The 25,529-nt window shown below is 64.3% G+C and carries 27 protein-coding genes; 25 read left to right on the forward strand and 2 right to left on the reverse strand.

What is annotated here, in order from left to right:
* Positions 1–156: 156 nt before the first annotated feature.
* The gene (locus LPW26_RS08985; protein WP_238734384.1) at positions 157–1,002 is read right to left on the reverse strand and encodes a xanthine dehydrogenase; all 846 of its coding nucleotides are present in this window, start codon (positions 1,000–1,002) and stop codon (positions 157–159) included.
* Between the two features lie 279 nt (positions 1,003–1,281).
* On the opposite strand from LPW26_RS08985, the gene LPW26_RS08990 reads away from it, so the two are divergent.
* From LPW26_RS08990 to LPW26_RS09100, 23 genes are all read left to right on the forward strand, one after another.
* Positions 1,282–2,178, forward strand: coding sequence for an SDR family NAD(P)-dependent oxidoreductase (locus tag LPW26_RS08990; RefSeq protein WP_238734387.1), 897 nt, complete (start codon positions 1,282–1,284; stop codon positions 2,176–2,178).
* A gap of 452 nt (positions 2,179–2,630) precedes the next feature.
* Positions 2,631–4,376 carry a nif-specific transcriptional activator NifA gene (gene nifA, locus LPW26_RS08995; protein ID WP_238734666.1) on the forward strand — a complete coding sequence of 582 codons (1,746 nt, stop codon included), beginning with the start codon at positions 2,631–2,633 and terminating at the stop codon, positions 4,374–4,376.
* Positions 4,377–4,773: 397 nt separating this feature from the next.
* Positions 4,774–4,968: a 4Fe-4S binding protein gene (locus LPW26_RS09000; RefSeq protein ID WP_238734388.1), complete on the forward strand. Its 195-nt coding sequence runs from the start codon at positions 4,774–4,776 to the stop codon at positions 4,966–4,968.
* 161 nt (positions 4,969–5,129) lie between these two features.
* On the forward strand, positions 5,130–6,680 hold the full coding sequence (nifB, locus tag LPW26_RS09005; protein ID WP_238734391.1) for a nitrogenase cofactor biosynthesis protein NifB: 1,551 nt from the start codon (positions 5,130–5,132) through the stop codon (positions 6,678–6,680).
* A 25-nt stretch (positions 6,681–6,705) separates the two neighbouring features.
* Positions 6,706–6,927, forward strand: coding sequence for a 4Fe-4S binding protein (locus LPW26_RS09010; RefSeq protein ID WP_238734393.1), 222 nt, complete (start codon positions 6,706–6,708; stop codon positions 6,925–6,927).
* An 8-nt stretch (positions 6,928–6,935) separates the two neighbouring features.
* Complete coding sequence (locus LPW26_RS09015; protein ID WP_238734395.1) at positions 6,936–7,292, forward strand: HesB/IscA family protein; 357 nt, start codon at positions 6,936–6,938, stop codon at positions 7,290–7,292.
* Position 7,293: 1 nt separating this feature from the next.
* Positions 7,294–7,833, forward strand: coding sequence for a hypothetical protein (locus LPW26_RS09020; RefSeq protein WP_238734397.1), 540 nt, complete (start codon positions 7,294–7,296; stop codon positions 7,831–7,833).
* Positions 7,823–8,626, forward strand: a complete 804-nt coding sequence (locus tag LPW26_RS09025) for a 4Fe4S-binding leucine-rich repeat protein (RefSeq protein ID WP_238734398.1) — start codon at positions 7,823–7,825, stop codon at positions 8,624–8,626. Before LPW26_RS09020 ends, LPW26_RS09025 begins: the two co-directional genes overlap by 11 nt.
* Positions 8,623–8,922 (forward strand): nitrogen fixation protein NifZ, encoded by a 300-nt coding sequence (locus tag LPW26_RS09030; RefSeq protein ID WP_238734399.1) that lies wholly within the window; start codon positions 8,623–8,625, stop codon positions 8,920–8,922. The genes LPW26_RS09025 and LPW26_RS09030 overlap by 4 nt, the downstream gene beginning before the upstream one ends.
* Complete coding sequence (locus tag LPW26_RS09035) at positions 8,919–9,152, forward strand: nitrogen fixation protein NifZ (RefSeq protein WP_238734400.1); 234 nt, start codon at positions 8,919–8,921, stop codon at positions 9,150–9,152. The genes LPW26_RS09030 and LPW26_RS09035 overlap by 4 nt, the downstream gene beginning before the upstream one ends.
* Before the next feature lie 95 nt (positions 9,153–9,247).
* Positions 9,248–9,448 carry a putative nitrogen fixation protein NifT gene (gene nifT / locus LPW26_RS09040; RefSeq protein WP_238734668.1) on the forward strand — a complete coding sequence of 67 codons (201 nt, stop codon included), beginning with the start codon at positions 9,248–9,250 and terminating at the stop codon, positions 9,446–9,448.
* Positions 9,449–9,450: 2 nt separating this feature from the next.
* On the forward strand, positions 9,451–9,726 hold the full coding sequence (locus LPW26_RS09045; RefSeq protein ID WP_238734401.1) for a hypothetical protein: 276 nt from the start codon (positions 9,451–9,453) through the stop codon (positions 9,724–9,726).
* A gap of 192 nt (positions 9,727–9,918) precedes the next feature.
* Complete coding sequence (locus LPW26_RS09050; protein WP_238734402.1) at positions 9,919–10,815, forward strand: SIR2 family protein; 897 nt, start codon at positions 9,919–9,921, stop codon at positions 10,813–10,815.
* 590 nt (positions 10,816–11,405) lie between these two features.
* Positions 11,406–12,302, forward strand: coding sequence for a nitrogenase iron protein (gene nifH / locus LPW26_RS09055; RefSeq protein WP_238734404.1), 897 nt, complete (start codon positions 11,406–11,408; stop codon positions 12,300–12,302).
* 67 nt (positions 12,303–12,369) lie between these two features.
* Positions 12,370–13,833, forward strand: a complete 1,464-nt coding sequence (nifD, locus tag LPW26_RS09060) for a nitrogenase molybdenum-iron protein alpha chain (RefSeq protein WP_238734406.1) — start codon at positions 12,370–12,372, stop codon at positions 13,831–13,833.
* Between the two features lie 92 nt (positions 13,834–13,925).
* A complete protein-coding gene (gene nifK, locus LPW26_RS09065) occupies positions 13,926–15,485 on the forward strand; it encodes a nitrogenase molybdenum-iron protein subunit beta (protein WP_238734409.1) in 1,560 nt (519 codons plus the stop codon).
* 51 nt (positions 15,486–15,536) lie between these two features.
* Complete coding sequence (gene nifE, locus LPW26_RS09070) at positions 15,537–17,003, forward strand: nitrogenase iron-molybdenum cofactor biosynthesis protein NifE (RefSeq protein ID WP_238734412.1); 1,467 nt, start codon at positions 15,537–15,539, stop codon at positions 17,001–17,003.
* A 10-nt stretch (positions 17,004–17,013) separates the two neighbouring features.
* Positions 17,014–18,390 carry a nitrogenase iron-molybdenum cofactor biosynthesis protein NifN gene (gene nifN, locus LPW26_RS09075; RefSeq protein WP_238734414.1) on the forward strand — a complete coding sequence of 459 codons (1,377 nt, stop codon included), beginning with the start codon at positions 17,014–17,016 and terminating at the stop codon, positions 18,388–18,390.
* Positions 18,391–18,436: 46 nt separating this feature from the next.
* Entirely contained in the window at positions 18,437–18,835 is a 399-nt protein-coding gene (gene nifX, locus LPW26_RS09080) for a nitrogen fixation protein NifX (protein ID WP_238734416.1), read from the forward strand.
* 2 nt (positions 18,836–18,837) lie between these two features.
* Entirely contained in the window at positions 18,838–19,302 is a 465-nt protein-coding gene (locus LPW26_RS09085) for a NifX-associated nitrogen fixation protein (protein ID WP_238734418.1), read from the forward strand.
* A 17-nt stretch (positions 19,303–19,319) separates the two neighbouring features.
* Positions 19,320–19,526, forward strand: a complete 207-nt coding sequence (locus LPW26_RS09090) for a CCE_0567 family metalloprotein (RefSeq protein ID WP_238734422.1) — start codon at positions 19,320–19,322, stop codon at positions 19,524–19,526.
* A 70-nt stretch (positions 19,527–19,596) separates the two neighbouring features.
* Complete coding sequence (gene fdxB / locus LPW26_RS09095; RefSeq protein WP_238734427.1) at positions 19,597–19,911, forward strand: ferredoxin III, nif-specific; 315 nt, start codon at positions 19,597–19,599, stop codon at positions 19,909–19,911.
* A 10-nt stretch (positions 19,912–19,921) separates the two neighbouring features.
* Positions 19,922–20,623 (forward strand): nitrogen fixation protein NifQ, encoded by a 702-nt coding sequence (locus tag LPW26_RS09100; protein ID WP_238734429.1) that lies wholly within the window; start codon positions 19,922–19,924, stop codon positions 20,621–20,623.
* Between the two features lie 308 nt (positions 20,624–20,931).
* Here LPW26_RS09100 and LPW26_RS09105 read toward each other — a convergent pair whose 3' ends face one another.
* Positions 20,932–21,819 carry a dihydrodipicolinate synthase family protein gene (locus tag LPW26_RS09105; RefSeq protein ID WP_238734432.1) on the reverse strand — a complete coding sequence of 296 codons (888 nt, stop codon included), beginning with the start codon at positions 21,817–21,819 and terminating at the stop codon, positions 20,932–20,934.
* Between the two features lie 140 nt (positions 21,820–21,959).
* Between LPW26_RS09105 and LPW26_RS09110 the strand changes: the two genes are divergently transcribed.
* Positions 21,960–24,071, forward strand: coding sequence for a S9 family peptidase (locus LPW26_RS09110; RefSeq protein ID WP_238734435.1), 2,112 nt, complete (start codon positions 21,960–21,962; stop codon positions 24,069–24,071).
* A gap of 159 nt (positions 24,072–24,230) precedes the next feature.
* Complete coding sequence (locus tag LPW26_RS09115; protein WP_238734438.1) at positions 24,231–25,526, forward strand: O-acetylhomoserine aminocarboxypropyltransferase; 1,296 nt, start codon at positions 24,231–24,233, stop codon at positions 25,524–25,526.
* Positions 25,527–25,529 lie beyond the last annotated feature (3 nt).

Below are 25,529 nucleotides of genomic sequence, written 5' to 3' on the forward strand. Positions count from 1 at the left end.
GGGGGGGGGGCCCCCCCCCCGCCGGGGGGGGGGGGGGCCCGCGAAGAGTTCATCCGCAGTGCTCGCGGCTCACCCCACCCCGTCACGCATTCCGCTTCGCGGCCTGCGTGCCGACCCTCCCCCTCCAGGGGAGGGTGAAGATCAGCGCCAATCCAATCAGACCCGCACGTAAGCCCGCGCGTCCTGCGGCTCATCAAGCTTGCCGGCCGCCCGGCACACCGCGTCGGCGATGGTCCGGCCACGGCTGTCGAGGCCGGTCCATTGGGCGTGGCGGCCGCGCGGGTCGATTTCCAGCAGTTTCACCCGGACGGGGACGTCGCTGCCGTCGCGGGCGATGCCGCGAACGATGCCGTCGCAAGGGGCGCGGACCGGCTCGCCGCCGAGATGGCCGAGCACGAAGCCCTTGAACACGCGGCGGCCGATTTCGACCGCCGTATGCCACCGGCCGGTCGCCTGCGAGTATTGGAAGCGCTCGGCGCCGGCATCGCCCAGCGGGCTGGCCACGCCATCGGCCGCATCGGTCCAGCCCTGCGCCACGATCAGTCCGCTGCGGCCGGGCCGCGTCTCGATTGCGACGTCGCAATTCACCGCGGTGGCGAAACCGGGGCCGAGCCCGATGCTCAGGCGCGCCAGCCGGCTTAGATCGGGCGTGACGCGGTGCTTCTGCATTCGCGCATCGACCAACAGGTCGATCGACCGCACCGGCAGCAGGTCGGGCAGCGGCAGCCACGTCACCTGGATCGCAGGCGAGTGCCGCAGCGCGTGATAGATCTGCATGCCGTCGTCGGCCCGCTCGCCCATCACGCCGTCCACCGACACTGGGTCGCCGAATAAGGCGTCGTGAAACGCCATCCGGCGCCGGATGACCGGCGGAAACGGATCGTGTGACATCACCACCGCGAAGCCTGTGCGATGCAGCTGCACCGCCACGGCCGATGCAATCTCGTTCGTGCCGAGCACCACCGCGAAGCGGCGTCGGCTGTGATGGATCGGCTGGTGCATCCGGATCTCGACTGTCGCAAGGTGAAGATGACGGCTGATAAGCAAGCGCCGGACCACGTCCGATGAGTGCACGCGCTGGTGCGAATTGCGCCTTTGGTCGAACAAAGGTGTCAGGAACACCACGATTTGTCGGACCGACGCAGCTCCGCGTTGTCGGTCACATGACATTCGATGGCAGCAACGCACCGTTGTTCAGCGGAAACGATGCCGTCCGTGCCGGGCGCAGCACTGGCCCGGTTCGTGCAACGTCCTCCATCAGGGAAACGATGGAGGTTGTCCTTGCACAGCGAGCCATTGCACGCCGAGCGGCCAGGGCATCCTGGCGGACCCGGACCGGAACGGCCCGATCCGGCGACGCACGACCCTGCGTCGCATCCGTCGGGAGCGCCGACATCCGGCGCTTGTCCGTTTCACAACGATCAGCGCGAGTCGCGCTCGGGCAAGCAGAAGACGTTGGTGCTGACGGGCGCTTCGCGCGGCATCGGCCATGCCACCGGCAAGCTGTTCTCCGACGCCGGCTGGCGGATCATCACCTGCTCGCGTCAACCGTTCGCAGACGACCGTTGCCCCTGGGCGACCGGGATGGAGAACCACGTCGCGGTCGAACTCGCCGATCACCGCGCGCTGCCGCGGGCGCTCGACGAGTTGAAGGAGAAGCTCGGCGGCGGCCCGCTCCATGCGCTGATCAACAACGCCGCGATTTCGCCGAAGAGCGAGGCCGGCGAGCGGCTGACGTCGCTGAATACGCCGGTCGGTACCTGGATGAGCGTGTTCCATGTCAATCTGCTGGCGCCGGTCGTGTTGGCGCAGGGACTGTTCGATGAACTGCGGGCCGGCCAGGGATCGATCGTCAACGTCACCTCGATCGTCGGCTCGCGCGTGCATCCCTTCGCGGGCAGCGCCTACGCGACCTCGAAGGCGGCGCTGACCTGCCTCACCCGCGAGATGGCTCACGACTACGCCCCTTTCGGAATCCGCGTCAACGCGATCGCGCCTGGCGAGATCAAGACCGACATTCTGTCCCCCGAAACCGAAGCGATGCTGGCCCCCACCATCCCGATGCGCCGTATCGGAACACCGGAGGAGGTCGCCAAGGTGATGTTCTTCCTGTGCTCGGATGCGGCGAGCTATGTCACCGGCGAAGAAATCCACATCAACGGCGGTCAGCGCGTGTAGCGCAGGGATCATTGCACTCAAGCCGTCATCCCCGCGCATGCGGGGATCCAGGGCCCAGAGTGCTCGTTGTTGATCGCTGACGCACTGGAGGACTGGGGCGCCCGCTTTCGCGGGCGATGACGGCTGAGGGTGGGGAGGCGCCGCAAACGGTATTTGGGTTCAGCGAATAGTTCGCAAGTAGTCCGGTCAGCGCAAGCGGTGTTGCCGTCCTGGCCGTCATTTACCACCTTCATTTTGCGTTGCATCAATGCAGGTGTGGGCCTTATCCGCTGGTAACTAAGTAATCAGCGCTAATTCATCAGACTCACTTTGACGACGAACTGTGCAGTGACAGCTATCAGTTTCCTCAGCGATGCAGCCAAGTTGGGCACGACATCGGAATGAGGATCAGACACAATCCCGCAACGCTCCAGAACTAAAGGGAGGAAAGCTCGGGAGCGATGGAGATGGATATGGCTCAGCGCGAAGTACGTCTTGTCGATAGCGAGCAATCGCGGAAGCCTATGGACCAGAACCCTATACCGCTGAGTGAGATTGCGCTCACCGGCATCTTCGAGATTTCCAAGATCCTGACGGCGCCGGCGCGGCTCGAAGTCACGCTGGCCAATGTGGTCAATCTGCTACAGTCGTTCTTGCAGATGCGAAACGGTGTCGTCTCGCTGCTGGCGGACGACAGCGTGCCCGATATTACGGTCGGAGTCGGCTGGAACGAAGGCAGCGACAACCGCTACCGGGCGCGGCTGCCGCAGAAAGCGATTGATCAGATCGTCGCGACCTCCGTGCCGCTCGTCGCCGATAACGTCTCGGCGCATCCGATGTTCTCGGCCGCAGATGCCCTGGCGCTCGGCGCAACCGATGAAACCCGCGTCTCGTTCATCGGCGTGCCGATCCGGATCGATTCGCGCGTGGTCGGCACGCTGACGATCGACCGGTTGCGCGATGGCCGGGCCAATTTCCGGATGGACGCCGACGTCCGCTTTCTGACCATGGTGGCCAACCTGATCGGCCAGACCGTGAAGCTGCATCGCGTCGTCGCGCGCGACCGCGAGCGGCTGATGGCGGAGAGCCACCGGCTGCAGAAGGAACTGTTGGAGCTGAAGCCACAGCGCGACAAGAAGCGCGTCCGCGTCGACGGCATCGTCGGCGAAAGCTCGGCGATCCGCACGCTGCTCGCCAAGGTCAGCATTATCGCCAAGTCGCAGTCGCCGGTGCTGCTGCGCGGCGAGTCGGGCACGGGCAAGGAACTGATCGCCAAGGCGATCCACGAATTGTCGGCGCGCGCCAATGGTCCCTTCATCAAGATCAATTGCGCGGCGCTGCCGGAGTCGGTGCTGGAATCCGAGCTGTTCGGCCATGAGAAGGGCGCATTCACGGGCGCGATCGCCTCGCGCAAGGGGCGGTTCGAGCTCGCCGACAAGGGCACCTTGTTCCTCGACGAGATCGGCGAGATTTCGGCGTCGTTCCAGGCCAAGCTGCTGCGCGTGTTGCAGGAGCAGGAGTTCGAACGCGTCGGCGGCAATCAAACCATCAAGGTCAATGTTCGCATCGTCGCGGCGACCAATCGCAATCTCGAAGAGGCGGTGGCGCGCAAGGAGTTCCGCGCCGACCTGTACTACCGGATCAACGTGGTGCCGATGATCCTGCCGCCGCTGCGCGATCGGCCGACCGACATTCCGCTGCTGGCAAGCGAGTTTCTGAAGAACTTCAACAAGGAGAATGATCGCGAACTGGCATTCGAACCGCGCGCATTCGAGCTGCTGAAGGCGTGTTCGTTCCCCGGCAATGTCCGCGAGCTCGAGAACTGCGTCCGCCGCACCGCCACCTTGGCTATGGGACCGCAGATCCTCGATAGTGATTTCGCCTGTCACCAGGACGAGTGCCTGTCGGCGATCCTGTGGAAGGGCCACACCGAGCCGGCGCCCGAGCGGCCGCGGCCGCAGATCCCGCTGCAGGTGCTGCCGCGCAAGGCGCCGCTCGAGATCGTCCCGCGCGAACCTGCGAACGCGCCGCTCGATATTGCGGCTGCCCCGTCCTCCGAAGCAACCAACGGCGCGCCGATGTCCGAGCGCGACCGCCTTGTCAGCGCGATGGAGCGCTCCGGCTGGGTTCAGGCCAAGGCCGCGCGCCTGCTCGGCCTGACGCCGCGCCAGATCGGCTACGCACTGAAGAAGTACGACATCGAGCTGAAGCATTTCTGAGTATCGTTGTCATTCTCTCCGTGATGGCCGGGCTTGTCCCGGCCATCACGTTTTGCAGCAGCCGTAGGATGGGTTGAGCGGAGCGAAACCCGTCGCCGTCAGCGTCGGTGCTGATGGGTTTGGCTACGCTCAACCCATCCGACGAACTCGCCGCGCCATCCTCTACGCACTTACTTCCGTCATGGCCGGGACGAGCCCGAACATGACGTGGGGTGACGTCATGGCCTCGGTCGTACTGATCCAAGATCTGTCCGACTTGCGACAAGTGTCGGGGCCCCGACACCGTCGGAAATTCCGCCGATCCGTATAATCCTTCTAAGAATCAACGAAGTAGCAGTCTGGCACGAGGCTTGAAAGACGAAGCGTAACGCAATGTCTCTCAACCGAGGAGCCGGCTATGGCCTACAAGATCGTGACGTCTCAATGCACCGTCTGCGGTGCCTGTGAATTCGAATGCCCCAATGCTGCGATCGCGATGAAGCGCGGCACTTACGTGATCGACGCCGCCAAGTGCACCGAGTGCGAAGGCCAGTTCGACAAGCCGCAATGCGTCACGGTCTGCCCGGTCGACAATACCTGCGTGCCGGCCTGATGGCTGCCTGATCGAACAACGAGCCGACGCCTTGACCGTCGGATGTCGTCATCGCCCAATCGTGGTGCCCGCAGTTTGCCATCGCACTCTCGCCGGCCCGGTTGCAGCACCCCACCCACGGACAAGCCGCCTGTCATGCGGCGATCGAACGAGGCCTGGTTATGAGCAAGCTGCTGCAACTACATGATTTCGGCGCCCTCAATGCGGCTTCGTTCGACGAGCTGCGGAGCGGCGTCTCCGGCTGCAGCAGCAAGGGCGGCGCCGGCAAGACCAGCTGCGGCTCCGCCGCCGGCCCGAGCGATTTGCCGCCGGACGTTTGGGAGAAGGTGAAGAACCATCCCTGCTACAGCGAGCAGGCGCATCATCACTTCGCCCGCATGCACGTCGCGGTCGCGCCCGCGTGCAACATCCAGTGCAATTACTGCAATCGAAAATACGATTGCGCCAACGAGTCCCGCCCCGGCGTGGTCAGCGAGAAGCTGACCCCGGAGCAGGCCGCGCGCAAGGTGGTCGCGGTTGCTTCGACCATTCCGCAGATGACCGTGCTCGGCATCGCCGGCCCCGGCGACGCGCTCGCCAATCCGGCAAAGACCTTCAAGACCTTCGAGCTGGTGACCGAGACGGCGCCTGATATCAAGCTGTGCCTGTCCACCAACGGCCTGATGCTGCCCGACTATGTCGAGCAGATCGCCGCCATGAACGTCGATCACGTCACCATCACCATCAACATGATCGATCCGGAGATCGGCGCGCAGATCTATCCGTGGATCTTCTACGACCACCGCCGCATCACCGGCGTCGAGGCATCGAAGATCCTCAGCGAGCGGCAGCTGCTCGGCCTCGAAATGCTGACCGCGCGCGGCATCCTGGTGAAGGTCAATTCGGTGATGATCCCCGGGATCAACGACAAGCATCTGATCGAGGTCAACAAGGCCGTGAAGTCGCGCGGCGCCTTCCTGCACAACATCATGCCGCTGATCTCGGAAGCCGAGCACGGCACGGCGTTCGGCCTGTCCGGCCAGCGCGGCCCGACCGCCCAGGAGCTCAAGGCGCTGCAGGACGATTGCGAAGGCGAGATGAACATGATGCGGCACTGCCGGCAGTGCCGCGCCGACGCGGTCGGCCTGCTCGGCGAAGATCGCAGCGCCGAGTTCACCACCGAGAAGGTGATGGCGATGGACGTCGAATACGATCTCGCCGGCCGTCAGGCCTATCAGGCCAAGGTCGAAGCCGAGCGCGATGCGATCGCTGTGGCCAAGCAGCGCGAACTCGCGAAGCTGGCCGACAAGACGGCCACCATCAAGATCCAGGTCGCGATCGCCACCAAGGGCGGCGGCGTCATCAACGAGCATTTCGGCCACGCCCACGAATTCCAGATCTACGAGGTTTCAACAGCGGGCGCCAAGTTCGTCGGCCACCGCCGCGTCGATCTGTATTGCGAGGGGGGCTATGCCAGCGACACCGGCATCGAGCCGATCCTGAAGGCGCTGAACGATTGCACCGCAGTGCTGGTCGCCAAGATCGGGCTGTGTCCGAAGGACTCGCTCGCCGGCGCCGGCATCGAAGCGGTCGAGACCTACGCGTTCGAATACATCGAGCAGTCGGTGATCGCCTACTTCAAGGATTATCTCGAACGTGTCGATAATTCCGAGATCCGCCACATCGCGCGCGGCGACGCTGCGATTCGGCAGGGCGCCTTCACCGAAGCGTAGGCGAGCCAACACAGGAGGCGCCGCCATGGCCTACAAGATCGTCGCATCGCAATGCACCTCTTGCTCGGCCTGCGAGCCGCAGTGTCCGAACGTCGCGATCTTCGAAAAGGGCGGCGTGTTCGCGATCGATCCGGCCAAGTGCACCGAGTGCATCGGCCATTTCGACATGCCGCAATGCGTCGCGGTGTGTCCGGTCGACGACACCTGCGTGATCGACAATTCCGTCCCGCGCTCGCGCGCAGCATGAGGAAACAGATGGCTCTGATTTTTACCCCCTCGGCTGAGAAATTCATTCGCCGGATGCTCCGGCTCAGCGGTGGCGCCGGCGGCTTCCGCCTCGCGGTGACGTCCGGCGGCTGTTCAGGACTGACGGCCGCGTTCGACGTCGAGGCAGCGCCGCGGTCGGGCGATCAGGTGATCGACCACGGCGACCTGCGGCTGTTCGTTCCCGACGAGAGCTGCAAGCTGCTCGAAGGCGTCACCATCGATTTCATGGAAACCCCGACGTCGAGCGGCTTCATCTTCCACGATCCGAAGCCGTCGAACTGCCAGTGCTCTGGCGGCACCGTCGAGGCGCCGAAGCAGAATCTGCATCAGTTGCAGGAGCTGTGAGATGTCGCATGTCCTGCACAGCGAGCTGACGATGTCCGGTCCCGAGCAGTCCTTGCTCGCCGGTGCGTTGCTCGGTGCGGGGCTTCCGACCGACGCCCAGCGCCACCTTGAATTGGCCGGCAGCGACTTTCAAAGCGATGCGGAAGCCGAACAGCATCTGCGCGACGCGCAGGCGTTGGCGCCGGATCACGCCGCGGTGCTGATCGGACTGTACCGCTTCTATTTCTACAAAGGCCGGCTGCAGGAGGCGCTGCATATCGCCGAAGTCTGCCTGACTAAAGCGGCGCGCGACAACGGTCTTGATGCCGATTGGCGCAAGGTCCGGCGCAGCGACGCCGAGTTTTCCAGCTTCGCCGCGATCCTGCCGCGGTTCTATCTGTTCGCGCTGAAAGCCTATGCGTATTTGCGGATGCGCCTCGGCGACCTCGACGAAGGCCATGCGGCGATCGAAAAGCTGCTCGAGCTCGATCCCTCCGACAAGGTCAACGCCGGTGTGCTGCATGACGTCTGGCAACGGATAGGGCAGGTCGATGACGACTGACATCGACGAAGCCCGCGACTGGCAGGGCAACGAGATCGACTGCGCGTCGTGCCCGCATCGCGATCTGTTGGCGGCGGGCGGCTGCGAGTTGAAGAAGGCCTGTGTTCAGGATCGCTATGCCCGGCGGCTGGAGCGCTTCTTCCAGCGCAATCGGGCGCTCGCCGACCAATATCTCGACCATCCGTATTTCGAGACCCGAGCGGTCGCGGCCGGCTACGCGACCGTGTTCTTGCTTCCCAGGCTGCTGCAGGATCCGGATGAGACCGTACGCTGGAGCGCAGCGCGGCGATTGCCGAAGCGTTACCTGCTCCCGCTGCGCAGCGATCCGCACCGCGAAGTGCGGATCCGGGTTGCCTCGGTGCTGAGTGACGATGATCTGCGCCCGATGGCGAGTGACGAGGACTACTACGTCCGCCAGATCGTTGCGAAGCGTGCTTCGCCCGGGCTGCTGCCGCTGCTGGTGCTCGATTCCGACAGCGGCGTGCGCCGCGAGGTCGCGCGTCGGATCGGCCCCGAATGGCTGGCGCAGATGGCGATGGACAAGGACGGCGAGGTCCGGCTCGAAGCCGCAAGGCGGATGTCGCCGGGACGGCTGCTGGCGATGATCGACGATGCCGATTGGCGGGTTCGCTACGAAGTGGCGAGCCGCGTCGACACCTACGAACTGAGCCGATTGCTCGATGATCCCGATCCGCTGGTGCGCGAGCTGGTCCGCAGCCGCACCGGATTCACCGGCGCGCCGCGCTCAGGTCCTGCCCCCAACGCCAAGCCCGCAACGGAGCCATCATCATGAACATCGCCCGCGACAGCGACATCGTCGAACTCGATGGACCTCCGACGTTCGACTACGGCCAGAAAGTGCGGGCGCGGATCAACATCCGCAACGACGGCACCTTTCCCGGCAAGGAAATCGGCGAGGTGCTGGTGAAGAAGGGTGACGAGGGCTACGTCGTCTCGATCGGCACCTTCCTGCAGCAGTTCTACATCTATGGCGTCGATTTCGTCGCTCAGGGCCGCATCGTCGGCATGAAGCGCAAAGAGCTGATGCCGGTCGAAGCCGCGCCCCCGAGCCAGCAGGAGGTCGCGTGATGAGCGAGCCGAAATATCAATGGGGCCAGCCGGTCCGTGCGCAGGTCGATCTGTTCAACGACGGCAGCTTCCCGGACCAGCCGGAAGAAGCGCTGCTGGTGAAGAGCGGCGATACCGGCGAGATCGTGCGGATCGGTCTCCACGAGGAGAGCAATCAGCCGGTTTACCTGGTCGAATTCGCCGAGCACCGCGTGATCGGCTGCCTCGAACACGAAATCGCGGCTCTTTGAAAGTGAGCATGATCTTGTCCGAAAACCGGTATCCACTTTTCGGGATCATGCTCGAGATAACGGTCGCCGCGGCGGCCAGGCCAAGGACCGAAACCATGAAAGTGATGATCCGCAGGACCGAAAAGGGGCTGTCGGCGTATGTGCCCAAGAAAGATCTCGAAGAGGCAATTGTCGAGATCGAGAATGAAGCGCTGTGGGGCGGCAAGGTGACGCTCGCCAATGGCTGGCAACTCGAGCTCCCGGTGATGGCCGCCGATACGCCGCTGCCGATCACCGTCGAAGCGCGCAAGCTCTGACCATGCCGCTGTCCGCCGACGATCTCACGACACTCGACACGCTGCTCGGCTGCGCGGACGCGGACGCAGGTGTGTTCCCTCGGCTTCGACAGCAACTGCCGGCAATGTCGCTGACACGCTGCGACGCGTCGGATATCGACCAGGAGCAGCCGTTCCGTGTCTATCCGCAATTCAACGTCTATCTGGTCGACAGCTCCGATCACTGCTGGACCATAACGGGCAATCCGGCGCAGGCGACCGGGCTGGTCGTGGCGGATCGCAAGGCAGCGCGGAGGTGAGTGGGCACGGATGAATGCTGGCCGAAGCCCTGCAACACTCCTTCATTGCGAACGCAGCGAAGCAATCCAGCTTCCTGCACCTGGCTGGGTTGCTTCGTCGCGGAGCCTGTACTCGGACGGCGCGAAGCGCCGATCCGGGTGCTCCTCGCAATGACGACTGAATAGTCGTTCCGACCATCAAGGGAGAACAGGATGACCGTTAAAGCGCTGCATGACATCGCCGCAGGTTTCGCGCAGGGGCGGGTGATTCCTTATCTCGGCTCGGGCGTGCTGACGCTGGGCGAGGCCGGCGTACCGACGTCGCCGCTCGAACTGGTGGCGCGGCTGACCGCCAAGACCACGGTGCCGCACAAGGTGCGGAGCAATCTCACCGGCGCCGCGCAGTACATCGAGAACTTCAAACATCGCAAGACGCTGTCGTCGCTGATGACCGAAGCGTTCCGTGCGTCGGCTGAGCCAAACGGTCTGCATCGGATGCTGGCCGAATTGCCGGAATTGCCGCTGCTGGTGCACGCCTGGTACGACGACCTGCCGCAGAAGGCCCTCGCGAGTCGCATCGATTGGGGCATGGCCCAGGGCGTCAGCCAGACCGAGCATCACGGCCGCTGGGTGAATTTCTTTCGGCCCGACGGCAGCGAAGTGACCGGGCCCGATCCGAGCATCGTGGCCGACGACATGCCGCTGTTCGCGCCGGTGCCGGACGAGGCGCGCGGCTGGGCGACGCTGCTCTACCAGCCGCTCGGCTCGGTGCGTCCGGCGGCGAACTTCCTGGTGTCGGACAGCGACTTCGTCGAAGTCCTGACCGAGATCGACATCCAGACGCCGATCCCGCAGTCGGTGCAGGAACTACGGCGCGACCGGCACTTCCTGTTTCTCGGCTGCCGTTTCGACAATCAGCTCGATCGTCTGTTCGCGCGTCAGATCATGAAGCGCTCTTCGGCGAAGCACTGGGCCGTGCTGCCCGATCCACTGACCCGCAACGAAGAGCGCTTCCTGGAAGAGCAGAGCATCACCCGGCTGGAGCTTCCGCTGTTGAAGTTCGTCGGCGAATTGGCTGAAGCACTGCAGGGACAGGCGCTGACGGCGTAAGTCTGCTGTCGCCCCCCGCACTCTCCACGTCATGGCCGGCCTCGTGCCGGCCATTGACGTTCTTGCAACGGGCACCGCCGTATTCGTTGATGCCCGGCACGAGGCCGGGCATCACGACGTTGTGTGACGTGGAGTCTTCAGTCCCACCGTCATTGCGGGCGAAGCGAAGCAATCCAGCTTCTGTGCACTGAGCTGGATTGCTGCGTCGCTTCGCTCCTCGCAATGACGGAGAGATGACGTCGCCAGTTGCGACGATGTCTCGTGTAGCTTCGCCAGCCGGTATCAGTTTGTTTCGTTTCTAACAGCTGCATCTACCGATGTCGTCCGGCGGGCCCCGATGTCGGATTCTAAACATCTATGTACATTTCACTTTCACGCTGACTATCCGCACGGAATTGCACGCTTTTTCGCGTTGCGCGGCGCTTGGCACGGTCGTTGCAAAACAGGGATCAGCAAGGCGAGGCATCGTTGGCTGAGCAGACAAGCGAAGCGCAACGTCCGCATCTGAGCCGTGCGACGGTTTTGAACTGAATGAGCTGCGCGGTCCGGCGCAAATCGATCAAGCGGCATTAGGTCAACGGAGAGAAAACATGGCACTTCGGCAAATCGCATTCTACGGCAAGGGCGGCATCGGCAAGTCCACCACCTCGCAGAACACTCTGGCCGCGCTGGTCGAGATGGGTCAGAAGATCCTGATCGTCGGCTGCGACCCCAAGGCGGACTCCACCCGCCTGATCCTCAACACCAAGATGCAGGACACCGTGCTGAGCCTCGCGGCGGAAGCGGGTTCGGTCGAGGACCTCGAACTCGAAGACGTGATGAAGGTCGGCTACAAGGGCATCAAGTGCACCGAAGCCGGCGGCCCGGAGCCGGGCGTCGGTTGCGCCGGCCGCGGCGTCATCACCGCGATCAACTTCCTCGAAGAGAACGGCGCCTATGAGGACGTCGACTACGTCTCCTACGACGTGCTCGGCGACGTGGTGTGCGGCGGCTTCGCGATGCCGATCCGCGAGAACAAGGCGCAGGAAATCTACATCGTCATGTCCGGCGAGATGATGGCGCTGTATGCCGCCAACAACATCGCCAAGGGCATTCTGAAGTACGCCTCGTCGGGCGGCGTCCGCCTCGGCGGCCTGGTCTGCAACGAGCGCCAGACCGACCGCGAGCTCGATCTCGCCGAAGCGCTGGCCAAGCGGCTCAACTCGCAGCTGATCCACTTCGTGCCGCGCGACAATATCGTGCAGCACGCCGAGCTGCGCCGCCAGACCGTGATCCAGTACGCGCCGGATTCGCAGCAGGCGAAGGAGTATCGGACGCTGGCCGAGAAGGTCCATGCCAACGGCGGCAAGGGCACCATCCCGACCCCGATCACGATGGAAGAGCTCGAAGAGATGCTGCTCGACTTCGGCATCATGAAGACCGACGAGCAGGCGCTCGCCGAATTGCAGGCCAAGGAAGCCGCCAAGGCGGCCGCCGCGTCCGCCTGATCCCATCAGCCGGGCCGGCCGCCTCGCGCGGCCGGTCCCCCGGCGGCCCCAGATACGAGGAACAACGATGAGCACCGCAGTCGCAGAATCCCCCGCGGACATCAAGGAACGTAACAAGCAGCTGATCGGCGAAGTCCTGGAGGCCTATCCGGACAAGTCGGCCAAGCGTCGCGCCAAGCATCTCAACACCTACGAGGCCGAGAAGGCCGAGTGCTCGGTCAAGTCGAACATCAAGTCGATCCCGGGCGTCATGACGATCCGTGGCTGCGCCTACGCCGGTTCGAAGGGCGTGGTGTGGGGCCCGATCAAGGACATGGTCCATATCAGCCACGGCCCGGTCGGCTGCGGCCAGTATTCCTGGGGCTCGCGCCGCAATTACTACAAGGGCAACACCGGCATCGACACTTTCGGTACGATGCAGTTCACGTCCGACTTCCAGGAGAAGGACATCGTTTTCGGCGGCGACAAGAAGCTCGGCAAGATCATCGACGAGATCCAGGAGCTGTTCCCGCTCAACCGCGGCATCTCGGTGCAGTCGGAATGCCCGATCGGTCTGATCGGCGACGACATCGAGGCGGTCTCCAAGGCCAAGTCGAAGCAGTATGACGGCAAGCCGATCATCCCGGTGCGCTGCGAAGGCTTCCGCGGCGTGTCGCAGTCGCTCGGCCACCACATCGCCAACGACGTGATCCGCGACTGGGTGTTCGACAAGGCCGGCGACAAGGTCGCGACTTTCGAATCGACCCCGTACGACGTGGCGATCATCGGCGACTACAACATCGGCGGCGACGCCTGGGCCTCGCGCATCCTGCTCGAGGAAATGGGTCTGCGCGTGATCGCGCAGTGGTCCGGCGACGGCACCATCGCCGAGCTCGAGAACACCCCGAAGGCGAAGCTGAACATCCTGCACTGCTACCGCTCGATGAACTACATCACGCGGCACATGGAAGAGAAGTTCGGGATCCCGTGGGTCGAATACAACTTCTTCGGCCCGACCAAGATCGAGGCGTCGCTGCGCGAGATCGCCTCGAAGTTCGACGACAAGATCAAGGAAGGCGCCGAGCGCGTCATCGCCAAATACAAGCCGCGGATGCAGGCGATCGTCGATCGCTATCGCCCGCGCCTCGAAGGCAAGAAGGTCATGCTCTACGTCGGCGGCCTGCGTCCGCGCCACGTCATCGGCGCCTACGAAGACCTCGGCATGGAAGTGGTCGGCACCGGCTACGAATTCGGCCACAACGACGACTATCAGCGCACCACCCACTACGTGAAGGACGGCACGCTGATCTACGACGACGTCACCGGCTACGAATTCGAGAAGTTCGTCGAGAAGGTCCGGCCCGATCTGGTCGGCTCCGGCATCAAGGAAAAGTACATCTTCCAGAAGATGGGTGTGCCGTTCCGCCAGATGCACTCGTGGGACTATTCCGGCCCGTATCACGGCTATGACGGCTTCGCCATCTTCGCCCGCGACATGGATATCGCCATCAACGCTCCGATCTGGAAGCTTACCAAGGCTCCCTGGAGCTGACGGTTCGGAGCTGAACCCACTCGTCACCCGGGCTTCCGGTGAGATCCACCGGAAGCACCGAGTCCCCGAATTCCTTGGGAAAGAACATCACCATGACCGAGACCGCAGAAAAGATCCGGGATCACTTCGATCTCTTCCATCAGCCCGAATATGCGGACATGATGGATAACAAGCGTAAGCAGTTCGAAAACGCCGTCGGCGAAGCCGAAGTCGCGCGGGTGTCGGATTGGACCAAGACCAAGGAATATCAGGAGAAGAACTTCGCTCGTGAAGCCCTGGTCATCAATCCGGCCAAGGCCTGCCAGCCGCTCGGCGCGGTGTTCGCCGCGGTCGGCTTCGAGAAGACGCTGCCGTTCGTGCACGGCTCGCAGGGCTGCGTCGCGTATTATCGCAGCCACTTCTCGCGCCACTTCAAGGAGCCGACCTCCTGCGTCTCGTCGTCGATGACCGAAGACGCCGCGGTGTTCGGTGGCCTCAACAACATGATCGACGGCCTGGCGAACTCCTACGCCCTGTACAAGCCGAAGATGATCGCGGTCTCGACCACCTGCATGGCCGAGGTGATCGGCGACGACCTCAACGCGTTCATCAAGAACGCCAAGGAAAAGGGTTCGGTCCCGCAGGACTTCGACGTCACCTACGCCCACACCCCGGCCTTCGTCGGTAGCCACATCACCGGCTACGACAACGTCATGAAGGGCATCGTCGAGCACTTCTGGGACGGCAAGTCCGGCACGGTCGAGAAGCTCGAGCGCAAGCCCAACGAGTCGATCAACTTCCTCGGCGGCTTCGACGGCAACACCGTCGGCAACATCCGCGAGATCAAGCGCATCTTCGACCTGATGGGCGTCGACTACACCATCTTCGGCGACAACAGCGACGTCTGGGATACCCCGGCCGACGGTGAGTTCCGGATGTACGACGGCGGCACCACGCTGGAAGAAGCCGCCAACGCCATCCACGCCAAGGCGACGATCTCGATGCAGGAATTCTGCACCGAGAAGACCCTGGCGACGATCGAGGGTCACGGCCAGGAAGTGGTCGCGTTCAACTCCCCGATCGGCATCTCCGGCACCGACCGCTTCCTGCAGGCGGTCTCGCGGATCACCGGCAAGGCGATCCCCGAGGCGCTGACCAAGGAGCGCGGCCGTCTGGTCGACGCCATCGGCGACTCCTCGGCGCACATCCACGGCAAGAAGTTCGCGATCTACGGCGATCCGGACCTCTGCTACGGCGTCGCGGAGTTCATCCTCGAACTCGGCGGTGAGCCGACCCACATCCTGGCGACCAACGGCAACAAGAGCTGGGAAGCCAAGGTGCAGGCGCTGCTCGACAGCTCGCCGTTCGGCAAGAACTGCAAGGTCTACGCCGGCAAGGATCTCTGGCACCTGCGCTCTCTGCTGTTCACCGAGCCGGTCGATTTCCTGATCGGCAACACCTACGGCAAGTATCTCGAGCGCGACACCGGCACGCCGCTGATCCGCATGGGCTTCCCGGTGTTCGATCGTCACCATCACCACCGCTCGCCGATCTGGGGCTATCAGGGCACGATGAACGTCCTGGTCAAGATCCTCGACAAGATCTTCGACGAGATGGACAAGGCGACCAATATCGCCGGCAAGACCGATCTCAGCTTCGACATCATCCGTTGATGCCGAAGACGATGACAAAGTCTCGGACCACCTGATCCTCAGGAGCGCCGCATGAGCCGCCTCGCAGACAAGATTCAAGATGTCTTCAACGAGCCCGGCTGTGCGGCCAATCAGGTCAAGTCCGAGAAGCAACGCAAGAAGGGCTGCAGCAAACCGCTGCAGCCGGGGGGCGCAGCCGGCGGCTGCGCCTTCGATGGCGCCAAGATCGCGCTGCAGCCGATCGTCGACGTCGCCCATCTGGTGCACGGCCCGATCGCCTGCGAAGGCTCGTCCTGGGACAATCGCGGCACCAAGTCGTCCGGCTCGAAGCTGTATCGCACCGGCTTCACCACCGACATGGGCGAGAACGACGTCATCTTCGGCGGCGAGAAGCGGCTGTTCCGGTCGATCAAGGAAATCATCGAGAAGTACGATCCCCCGGCGGTGTTCGTGTATCAGACCTGCGTGCCGGCGATGATGGGCGACGACATCGTGGCGGTCTGCAAGGTGGCGGCCGAGAAATTCGGCAAGCCCTGCGTCCCGATCATCTCGCCGGGATTCGTCGGGCCGAAGAACCTCGGCAACAAGCTCGCCGGCGAGGCGATGCTGGATTACGTGATCGGCACCCAGGAGCCGGAAGTCACCACCCCTTACGACATCAACATCATCGGCGAGTACAACGTCGCCGGTGAGCTGTGGCAGGTGAAGCCGCTGCTCGACGAACTTGGCATCCGCATCCTGTCCTGCCTGTCGGGCGACGCGCGCTACCACGAGGTCGCGCAGTCGCACCGCGCCCGCGCCGCCATGATGGTGTGCTCCACCGCGATGATCAACGTCGCGCGAAAGATGGAAGAGCGCTACGGCATTCCGTATTTCGAAGGCTCGTTCTACGGCATCAGCGACACCTCGGAATCGCTGCGCCAGATCGCCAGACTGTTGATCGGCCGCGGCGCCGATCCGGAGCTGATGGACCGCGTCGAAGCGCTGATCGCGCGCGAGGAGGCCAAGGCTTGGGCCGCGATCAAGGCCTATACGCCGCGGCTCGAAGGCAAGAAGGTTCTGCTGATCACCGGTGGTGTAAAATCGTGGTCTGTAGTGGCCGCACTGCAAGAGGCTGGGCTGACCATCGTAGGCACCAGCGTCAAGAAGTCGACCAAGGAAGACAAGGAGCGGCTCAAGGAGACGAGCCCCGACGTCCACCAGATCGACGATCTGCGCCCGCGCGAAATGTACAAGATGCTCAAAGAGGCGCAGGCCGACATCATGCTGTCGGGCGGCCGCTCGCAGTTCGTCGCGCTGAAGGCGCGGATGCCCTGGATGGATATCAATCAGGAGCGTTCCTACGCATATTGCGGTTATGTCGGCATCGTCGAGATGGTGCGGCAGATCGACAAGGCGCTGTCGAACCCGATCTGGGATCAGGTCCGCTCCGCGCCGCCGTGGGAGGAAGTGACCTGGGAGCAGCGCGCCGACGCCGCCAATGCGATCGACGACCGGCAGCGCGCGATCTTCGGGCCGCGCTCCGCGCGGGTCGCGTGAGGAGGCGGCGATGGCCAAGATCGTGAGCCAGACCAAATCCTGCACCGTCAACCCGCTGCGGATGAGTCAGCCGCTCGGCGCGTCGCTCGCCTTCATGGGGCTGCGCAACTGCATGCCGCTGCTGCACGGCTCGCAGGGTTGCACCTCGTTCGGCCTGGTGCTGTTCGTCCGGCATTTCCGCGAACAGATCCCGATGCAGACCACGGCGATGAGCGAAGTCGCCACCGTGCTGGGCGGCTTCGATAATGTTGAGCAGGCGATCGTCAACATCGTCTCTCGCACCAAGCCCGACGTGATCGGGATCTGCACCACGGGCGTGACCGAGATCAAAGGCGACGATCTCGACGGCTTCATCAAGGATGTGCGCACGAAGCACCCCGAACTCGCCCATGTCGCACTCGTGCCGGTGTCGACGCCGGACTTCAAGGGCGCGTTCGAGGACGGCTTTGCCGCGACGGTCACCCGCATTGTCGAGACGCTGGTCGAAGCGCCCGAGCCCGGTACGGAACGCGATCTCGCGAAGCTCAATGTGCTGGCGGGCAGTCATCTGACGCCGGGCGATATCGACGAGCTGCGCGACATCATCGAGGCGTTCGGGCTGGTGCCGACCTTCCTGCCGGATATCTCCGGCTCGCTCGACGGCCATCTGCCGGACGATTTCACGCCGACGACTCACGGCGGCGTCTCGGTGGCTGAGGTCGCCGCGATGGGCGCGGCGGCACATACGCTGGCGCTCGGCGAACAGATGCGGGATGCGGCGGCGGCGCTGGAAGCCAAGGCCGGCGTTTCGTTCACGCTGCTGCAGCGCCTGACCGGGCTGGCGGCCGGGGACGAACTGATGGCGACGCTGGCGCGGATCAGCGGCCGGCCGGTGCCGCCAAAGTATCGGCGGCAGCGCAGCCAGTTGGTCGACGCCATGCTCGACGGTCACTTCTATTTCGGCGGCAAACAGGTCGCGATCGGCGCCGAGCCGGACATGCTGCTCAATATCGCCGGGTGGCTCGCCGATATGGGCTGTACGGTGAGTGCAGCGGTGACGACTACCACCTCGCCGGTGCTCGAGCTCGTCCCGAGCGACGAAGTACTGATCGGCGATCTCGAAGATCTGGAACACCGCGCCGAAGGCTGCGATCTGCTGCTGACGCATTCGCACGGCCGCCAGGCATCGGAACGGCTCGGCATACCGCTGTTCCGCATCGGCCTGCCGATGTTCGACCGCCTCGGCGCCGCCCATCAGGTCGTGGTGGGTTATCGCGGCACGCGCGATCTGATCTTCGCGATCGGCAATCAGTTCATCGCGAACATACGGGAGCCGAATGTGGACAGTTGGCGCACGCTCGCCACCAGCCAGCCGGATCGGATCGATGCGCCGCCTACGGCTCATTAAGACGGCAGCGAAGGAGACGGACGATGCACAGCAACGGAGGCGCGGCATGAAGGTCGCTTTCGCCACCCAGGATCTGAAGCGCGTGGATGCGCATTTCGGTTGGGCCAAGAACATCGCCATCTACGAGGTGACGCCGGACGACTTCCGCTTCGTCGAAGCGGTGCAGTTCGCCGAAGAGAAGGAAGACGGCAACGAGGACAAGCTGGCGGCGAAGATCGACGCCATCCGGGAGTGCGCAATCGTGTATTGCGCGGCGATCGGAGGATCCGGCGCCGCGCGCGTGGTCGCGGCGCAAGTTCACCCGCTCAAGCTGGCGCAGCCGGAACTGATCACCGACCTCATCACCAAGCTGCAAGTCGTGCTGCGCGGCGTGCCGCCGCCGTGGCTGCGCAAGGCGCTGCTCAAGGGTGAAGAACGCAATTTCGATTTTGCCGACGAGGTGTAGACATGACCGACGCGACCACGACGCCCGACGCGGCCATCGACTCGCTGCTCGTCAAGGAACTGATCAAGCAGCTGCGCGCCCAGGACACCCACGGCACCTGGGAGAACAAGTCCGACCTTAAGCTGCTCGAGCCTTACATCATCGACAAGGCCAAGCGCCGCGAGATTCCGCTGATGGGCGATCCGGATCCGGAAACGCTGTGGCGGCTCGAGCTGTTCTACAATGCGGTGGCGCTGTCGATCGAGCGCGAGACGGGGATCATGGTCTCGCCGATGATGAAGATGCATCACGAAGGTTTCGGCCGCCTGATCCTGAGCGCGGGCCGGCTGATCGTGATCAACAAGCATATGCGCGACGTGCACCGGTTCGGCTTCGACAATCTCGGCAAGCTGGCGGAGGAGGGCGACAAGCTGGTCGCCGCGGGGGTCGAGATGATTCTCAAATATCCCGACGTCGCCCATCTCTGAACCGGAGCGAACCCAGAATGTCCGAGATCGAAACGTTGAAAGCCGAGATCAAGAAGCTGTCGGCGCGCGCGACCACGATGAAGATGAATCTGCACGACCTGTCCGAGGAACTGCCGATCAACTGGCAGAACATCATGACGATCGCGCAGCAGACCCAGGACGCCTACGCGGCGCTCGAAGCCGCCCGCAAGACCTTGAAAGAGCTGGAAGCCAAAGCTGCCTGATTGGGCCGCCTGACGCGGCCGCAGCGACAGCACGAACCGCGCGGCCGAGGCCGCGCCAGGAGTAACGACGATGACGATCTTCTCGAGCCGCGACGGCAAGCCGTGGGAACCCACCTACCTCACCGCGATCGACGGCGCCAAATGCATCGGCTGCGGTCGTTGCCACAAGGTCTGCTCGCGTGACGTCATGCACCTGATGGGTGTCAATGAGGACGGCGAACTGGTCGGCTGCTCGCTCGAGAACGACGACGATGACGATGAGGAATTCGTCCGCAAGGTGATGGTGTTGGATCAGGCCGGTAATTGCATCGGCTGCTCGGCCTGTGTCCGGGTTTGCCCGAAGGCTTGCCAGACTCACGTCAAGGCCAGCGAACTCGGGTTGTAGGAGAGCGATCATGGGCGGCGCCGCGAATCTTCAGAGTGGCGGGCCGGCACTGCCGCTGCGTGTCGCCGCCGCCGGCTTCGCGTCGTCACCTGCAGTCGTTTACCGCGCGCTCACCGGGTGTTCGCCGGGAGACGCGCAGATCGACGACGACCGGGCCTTCGATCGGCACGTGCTGGCGTCGATTCTCTCCGCGGCGCTTACCGAGCCAGGGTCGATTTCCGAACGCTGCGGTCTGCTGCCCGATGACTTTACCGCTCTGATCATCGCGTATTTTCCTCACGTTTCGGTGCTGCTGTCGGTGCTCGCGATCGGCGCGGCGGAGGTCGACGACGAGGCCGCGATGCTGCGCGACCTGCTGCTGAAGCATCGCTCGACTTCCGGCGAGATCGGCCACTGGCTGGCGGCGATGGTAGCCCGGCGCGCGATGGAGCCGGATCATCTGTGGGAGGATCTCGGTCTGCGCAACCGGTCGGAGCTGTCGCGGCTGCTGATCCGCCATTTCGCTCCACTCGCGCATGGCAATACCCGCAACATGCGCTGGAAGCGCTACTTCTACCGCAAGCTCTGCGAGGACGACGGCATGGTGATGTGCAGCACCCCGTCCTGCGCGCAGTGCAACGACTTTGCCGACTGCTTCGGCGAGGAGAGCGGCGAAAGCCGCATGGCCGCGCGCCGGCGCGAGGTGGAGCTGGCGGAGGCTATCGCGTCCTGAAGGAGCGACGCCGTCCTTCACCCTCCCCCTCCAGGGGGAGGGTCGCTCGCATAGCGAGCGGGGTGGGGTGGCGAAGTTACGAAACCCTGTGCCCGCGGCTCGGGGGCGCCCCCCCCCCGCGCGGGGGGGGGGGGGGGGGGGGGGGGGGGGGGGCCCCCCGCCACGAGCGGGGCGCTGCGATCATCTGCACGGGAGCGTACAGCGACGATGGGGTGCTCAAAGACAGGTCGTGCCTGGGGCCCCCCACCCCCTACCCCTCCCCGCAAGGGGGAGGGGAGCGCGCTGCGACGCGGGGCGTACGCTCGAGACTACGCAATCTCGCGCAGCACCTGCTCGACCGCCTTGCGCTCCTCCGCCGTCAATGCCGCTTGCGGCGGGACTGGGTCGCCGACGTCGTAGCCTTGCAGCGCCAGGCCGGCCTTGATGCAGGCGGCGAGATTGAATTTCGCGAAGGCTTCGTTGACGCGCCACAGCTTGCGCTGCAGCGTCAGCGCCTCGTCCCAGCGTTGCGCCTTGCACAGCTCGTAGAGCTTCACGCTCTGGCGCGGCGCGATGCAGGCGGGGCCGGCCATCCAGCCGACGCCGCCGATCAGCATCACCGCCGCCGGAATGTGCGCCGAGGCCGAGAACACCTGCAACGACTCGCCGCAGCGATTGATGATCGACAGCAGCCGGCCGGTGTTGGTCGAGGCGTCCTTGATATAGCGGATGCGCGGATGCTCGGCGAGCCGCGCGATCACGTCGAGCGTGAGATCGGAGCGCTGGAATTGCGGGTTGGTGTAGATCACCACCGGGATGTCCACCGCATCGGCGATGGCGCGGAAGTAGCTCTCGATCTGCGCGTCCTTGAGCGGGAAATACGCTTCGAGAATGGCGAGGATGCCGGTCGCGCCGAGCTTCTGATACGCCCTCGCCTGCGCCACCGCATCGGCCGTCGAGGTCGACGCCACGCCGGCGACCACCGGCACGCGCCCGGCCGCGGCCTCGATCGTCGCCTGCACCACCGCTTCACGCTGCGCGGCGCCCAGATAGGCGAACTCGCCGGTCGAACCAAGCGGCGTCAGGCCGTGCACGCCCGCCTTGATCAGGTCGTCGCACAACCGGCCGAGCACATCGGTCCGCACACCGCCATCGGGCTCCAGCGGGGATACCAAATAAGGAAAGACGCCATGAAAATCAGGTCTGTTTTCAGCCACTTGCACACTCCGCGAAGGCCCGGCCGGGAGCGGAACCGGCCGCGTCCTTTCGACCTTAAACCGGCGCGCGCCGCAAGGGCCAAACTCTGCTAAGCCCAACTTGGCCAAACCACGGCATCCGCATGCAACGAGACCTGCCCATGACAAAGTCCCCGCCCCGCGACAGCTTGACGCCCCCCGTCGCGCCGCGCCGTCCGCACGCCTTCACCACCCACGGCATCACCATCAATGACGACTACGCCTGGCTGAAGGACCCGAACTGGCAGGAGGTGCTGCGCGACCCGTCGCTGCTGCAGCCGGACATCCGCACTTATCTCGAGGCCGAGAACGGCTACACGCAGGGCGTGCTCGGCCACACCGATGCGCTGCAGAAGAAGCTGGTCGCGGAGATGCGCGGACGCATCAAGGAAGACGATTCCAGCGTGCCGCTGCCGGATGGGCCCTATGCCTATCTGCGTAAATATCGCGAGGGAGGCCAGCACCCGCTGTACGGCCGCACCCCGCGCGACGGTGGCGAGATCGACGTCATTCTCGATGGCGACGAACTGGCAAAAGGCCTCGACTACTTCGAAATCGGCGACCGTCGGCATTCGCTCGACCACAAGCTCGAAGCGTGGAGCGCCGACACCAAGGGTTCGGAATACTACACGATCCGGGTGCGCGACTGGGCGACCAAGCAGGATCTGCCGGACGAGGTCGAGGAGACCGATGGCGGCGTGGTGTGGACTGCGGACTCGTCGGGATTCTTCTACGTCAAGCTCGACGACAATCATCGCCCAATGCAGGTGTGGCTGCACAAGCTGGGCACCGCGCAGGCCAACGATCTGCTGGTGTACGAAGAACAAGACTCCGGCTGGTTCACCCACATTCACGAGAGCACCAGCGGCCGGTTCTGCGTGATCGCCGGCGGCGACCACGAAACTTCGGAGCAGCGACTGATCGACGTCGCCGACCCGACTGCGCCGCCGCGACTGGTCGCGGCGCGCGAACTCGGCGTTCAGTATTCCATCGGCGATCGCGGCGACGAGTTGTTCATCCTGACCAATGCGGACGGCGCGATCGACTTCAAGATCGTCACCGCACCGCTCGCCGATCCGGTGCGCGCCAACTGGCGCGATCTGATCCCGCACCGCGAAGGCATCTACATCATCGACTTCGATCTGTTCAGCGGCCACCTGATGCGGCTGGAGCGCGCAAATGCGCTGCCGTCGGTGACGATCCGCGATCTCGCCAGCGGCGACGAGCATGCCATCGCGTTCGACGAAGCCGCCTACTCGCTGTCGGCGTCGGGCGGCTATGAATTCGACACCACCGTGATGCGGTTCTCCTATTCGTCGATGACGACGCCCTCGGAACTCTACGACTACGACATGGCGACGCGCGAACGCGTGCTGCGCAAGCGCCAGGAGATTCCGTCGGGCCACAACCCGGCCGATTACGTCACCACGCGGATCATGGCCAAGGCCGACGACGGCGCCGAGGTGCCGGTGTCGATCCTGCATCGCAAGGGGCTGCCGCTCGACGGCAAGGCGCCGCTGCTGCTGTACGGCTACGGCTCGTACGGTCACGCGATGGGCGCCGGCTTTTCGGCGAACGCGCTGTCGCTGGTGGACCGCGGCTTCGTCTATGCGATCGCCCATATCCGCGGCGGCGCCGACAAGGGCTGGGGCTGGTATCTCGACGGCAAACGCGACAAGAAGACCAACTCGTTCGACGATTTCGCCGCCAGCGCTCGCGCGCTGATCGCCGCGAACTACACGTCGGCGAAGCGCATCGTTGCCCATGGCGGCAGCGCCGGCGGCATGCTGATGGGCGCGGTCGCCAACCGCTCGGGCGACTTGTTTGCCGGCATCGTCGCCGAGGTTCCATTCGTCGACGTGCTCAACACCATGCTGGACGACACACTGCCATTGACGCCGCCGGAATGGCCCGAGTGGGGCAATCCGATCGCCAGCGAAGCCGACTTCAAGACCATCCTGTCCTACTCGCCCTACGACAACGTCGCCGCCAAGGACTATCCGGCGATCCTGGCGATGGGCGGCTTGACCGATCCGCGGGTCACCTATTGGGAGCCGGCCAAATGGGTCGCGCGGCTGCGCGCCACCATGACGGGCGGGGGGCCGGTGCTGCTGCGCATCAACATGGGCGCCGGCCACGGCGGCGCCTCCGGCCGCTTCAGCCGGCTCGACGAGGTCGCCATCGTCTACGCCTTCGCGCTGTGGGCGGTGGGCCTGGCTGACGCCGGCGCGTGAGCGTGGCATAAAGCCCGCAATACACCCTCTCCCCGTCATTGCGAGCGCAGCGAAGCAACCCAGAAGCGCCGAGCACTGAGCCTGGATTGCTTCGTCGCTTCGCTCCTCGCAATGACGGAGTTCAACAAAGAAGCCATCAGGAAACAACCCGAGCACATCATGGCCGCACCCAAACCGCCCGGATTTGAAACCCTCAGCCTGCACGCCGGACAACATCCCGATCCAGTCACCGGCTCGCGCGCGGTGCCGATCTATCAGACCACGTCCTACGTGTTTCAGGACACCGACCACGCCGCCGCACTGTTCAACATGGAGCGGCCCGGGCATCTGTACACGCGCATTTCCAACCCGACGACCGCGGTGCTGGAAGAGCGCATTGCGGCGCTGGAGAACGGCGTCGGCGCGGTGGCGACCGCGAGCGGCATGGCGGCGCTGCATCTGGCGATCGCTACGCTGCTGAACGCCGGCGATCACATCGTGGCGTCGTCATCGCTGTATGGCGGCACGATCAACCTGCTGGCGCACACCATGCCGCGGTTCGGCATCACCACGACATTCGTCAATCCGCGCGATCACGCCGCGCTGAAAGCGGCGATCCAGCCCAACACCAAGCTGATGATCGGCGAAACCATCGGCAATCCCGGGCTCGAAGTGCTCGACATCCCGAAGGTCGCGGCGATCGCCCATGAGGCGAAGATTCCGCTGCTGATCGACAACACGTTTGCTACCCCCTATCTGAGCAAGCCGATCGAACTTGGCGCCGACATCGTGATGCATTCGGTGACCAAATGGCTCGGCGGCCATGGCATCGCGATCGGCGGCGTGCTGGTCGACGGCGGCCGATTCGACTGGCGCAGCTCCGGCAAGTTTCCGACGCTGACCGAGCCTTATGCCGGCTATCACGACGTCGTCTTCGACGAGCAGTTCGGCCCGCCCGCCTTCGTCATCCGCGCGCGAATGGAAGGGCTGCGCGACTTCGGCGCCTGCCTGTCGCCCACCAATGCGTTCCAGCTACTGCAGGGCATCGAGACGCTGCCGGTGCGGATGGATCGCCACGTTGCCAATACCAAGGCGGTGCTGGACTTCCTCGGTAGCAACAAGGCGGTCGACTGGGTGCTGCACCCGACGCTGGAGAGCCATCCGGACTACGCGCTCGCCCAGCAATTGCTGCCGAAGGGCGCCGGCTCGATCATCTCGTTCGGCATCAAGGGCGGCCGCGAAGCCGGGCGCAAGTTCATCGAGGCGCTGCGGCTGACCAGCCACCTCGCCAATGTCGGCGACGCCAAGACGCTGGTGATCCACCCCGCCTCGACCACCCATCAGCAGATGAGCGCCGAGCAACTCACTGCCGCCGGGATCGGTGAGGAGTTGATCCGGCTGTCGGTCGGCATCGAGACCGCCGAGGACATCATCGCTGATTTGGCGCAGGCGCTGCGCATGTCGCAGAAGGGCTGAGCC

Origin of the sequence: Rhodopseudomonas infernalis (genome assembly GCF_022271405.1) — a bacterium.
Taxonomy (GTDB): Bacteria; Pseudomonadota; Alphaproteobacteria; order Rhizobiales; family Xanthobacteraceae; genus Rhodopseudomonas; species Rhodopseudomonas infernalis.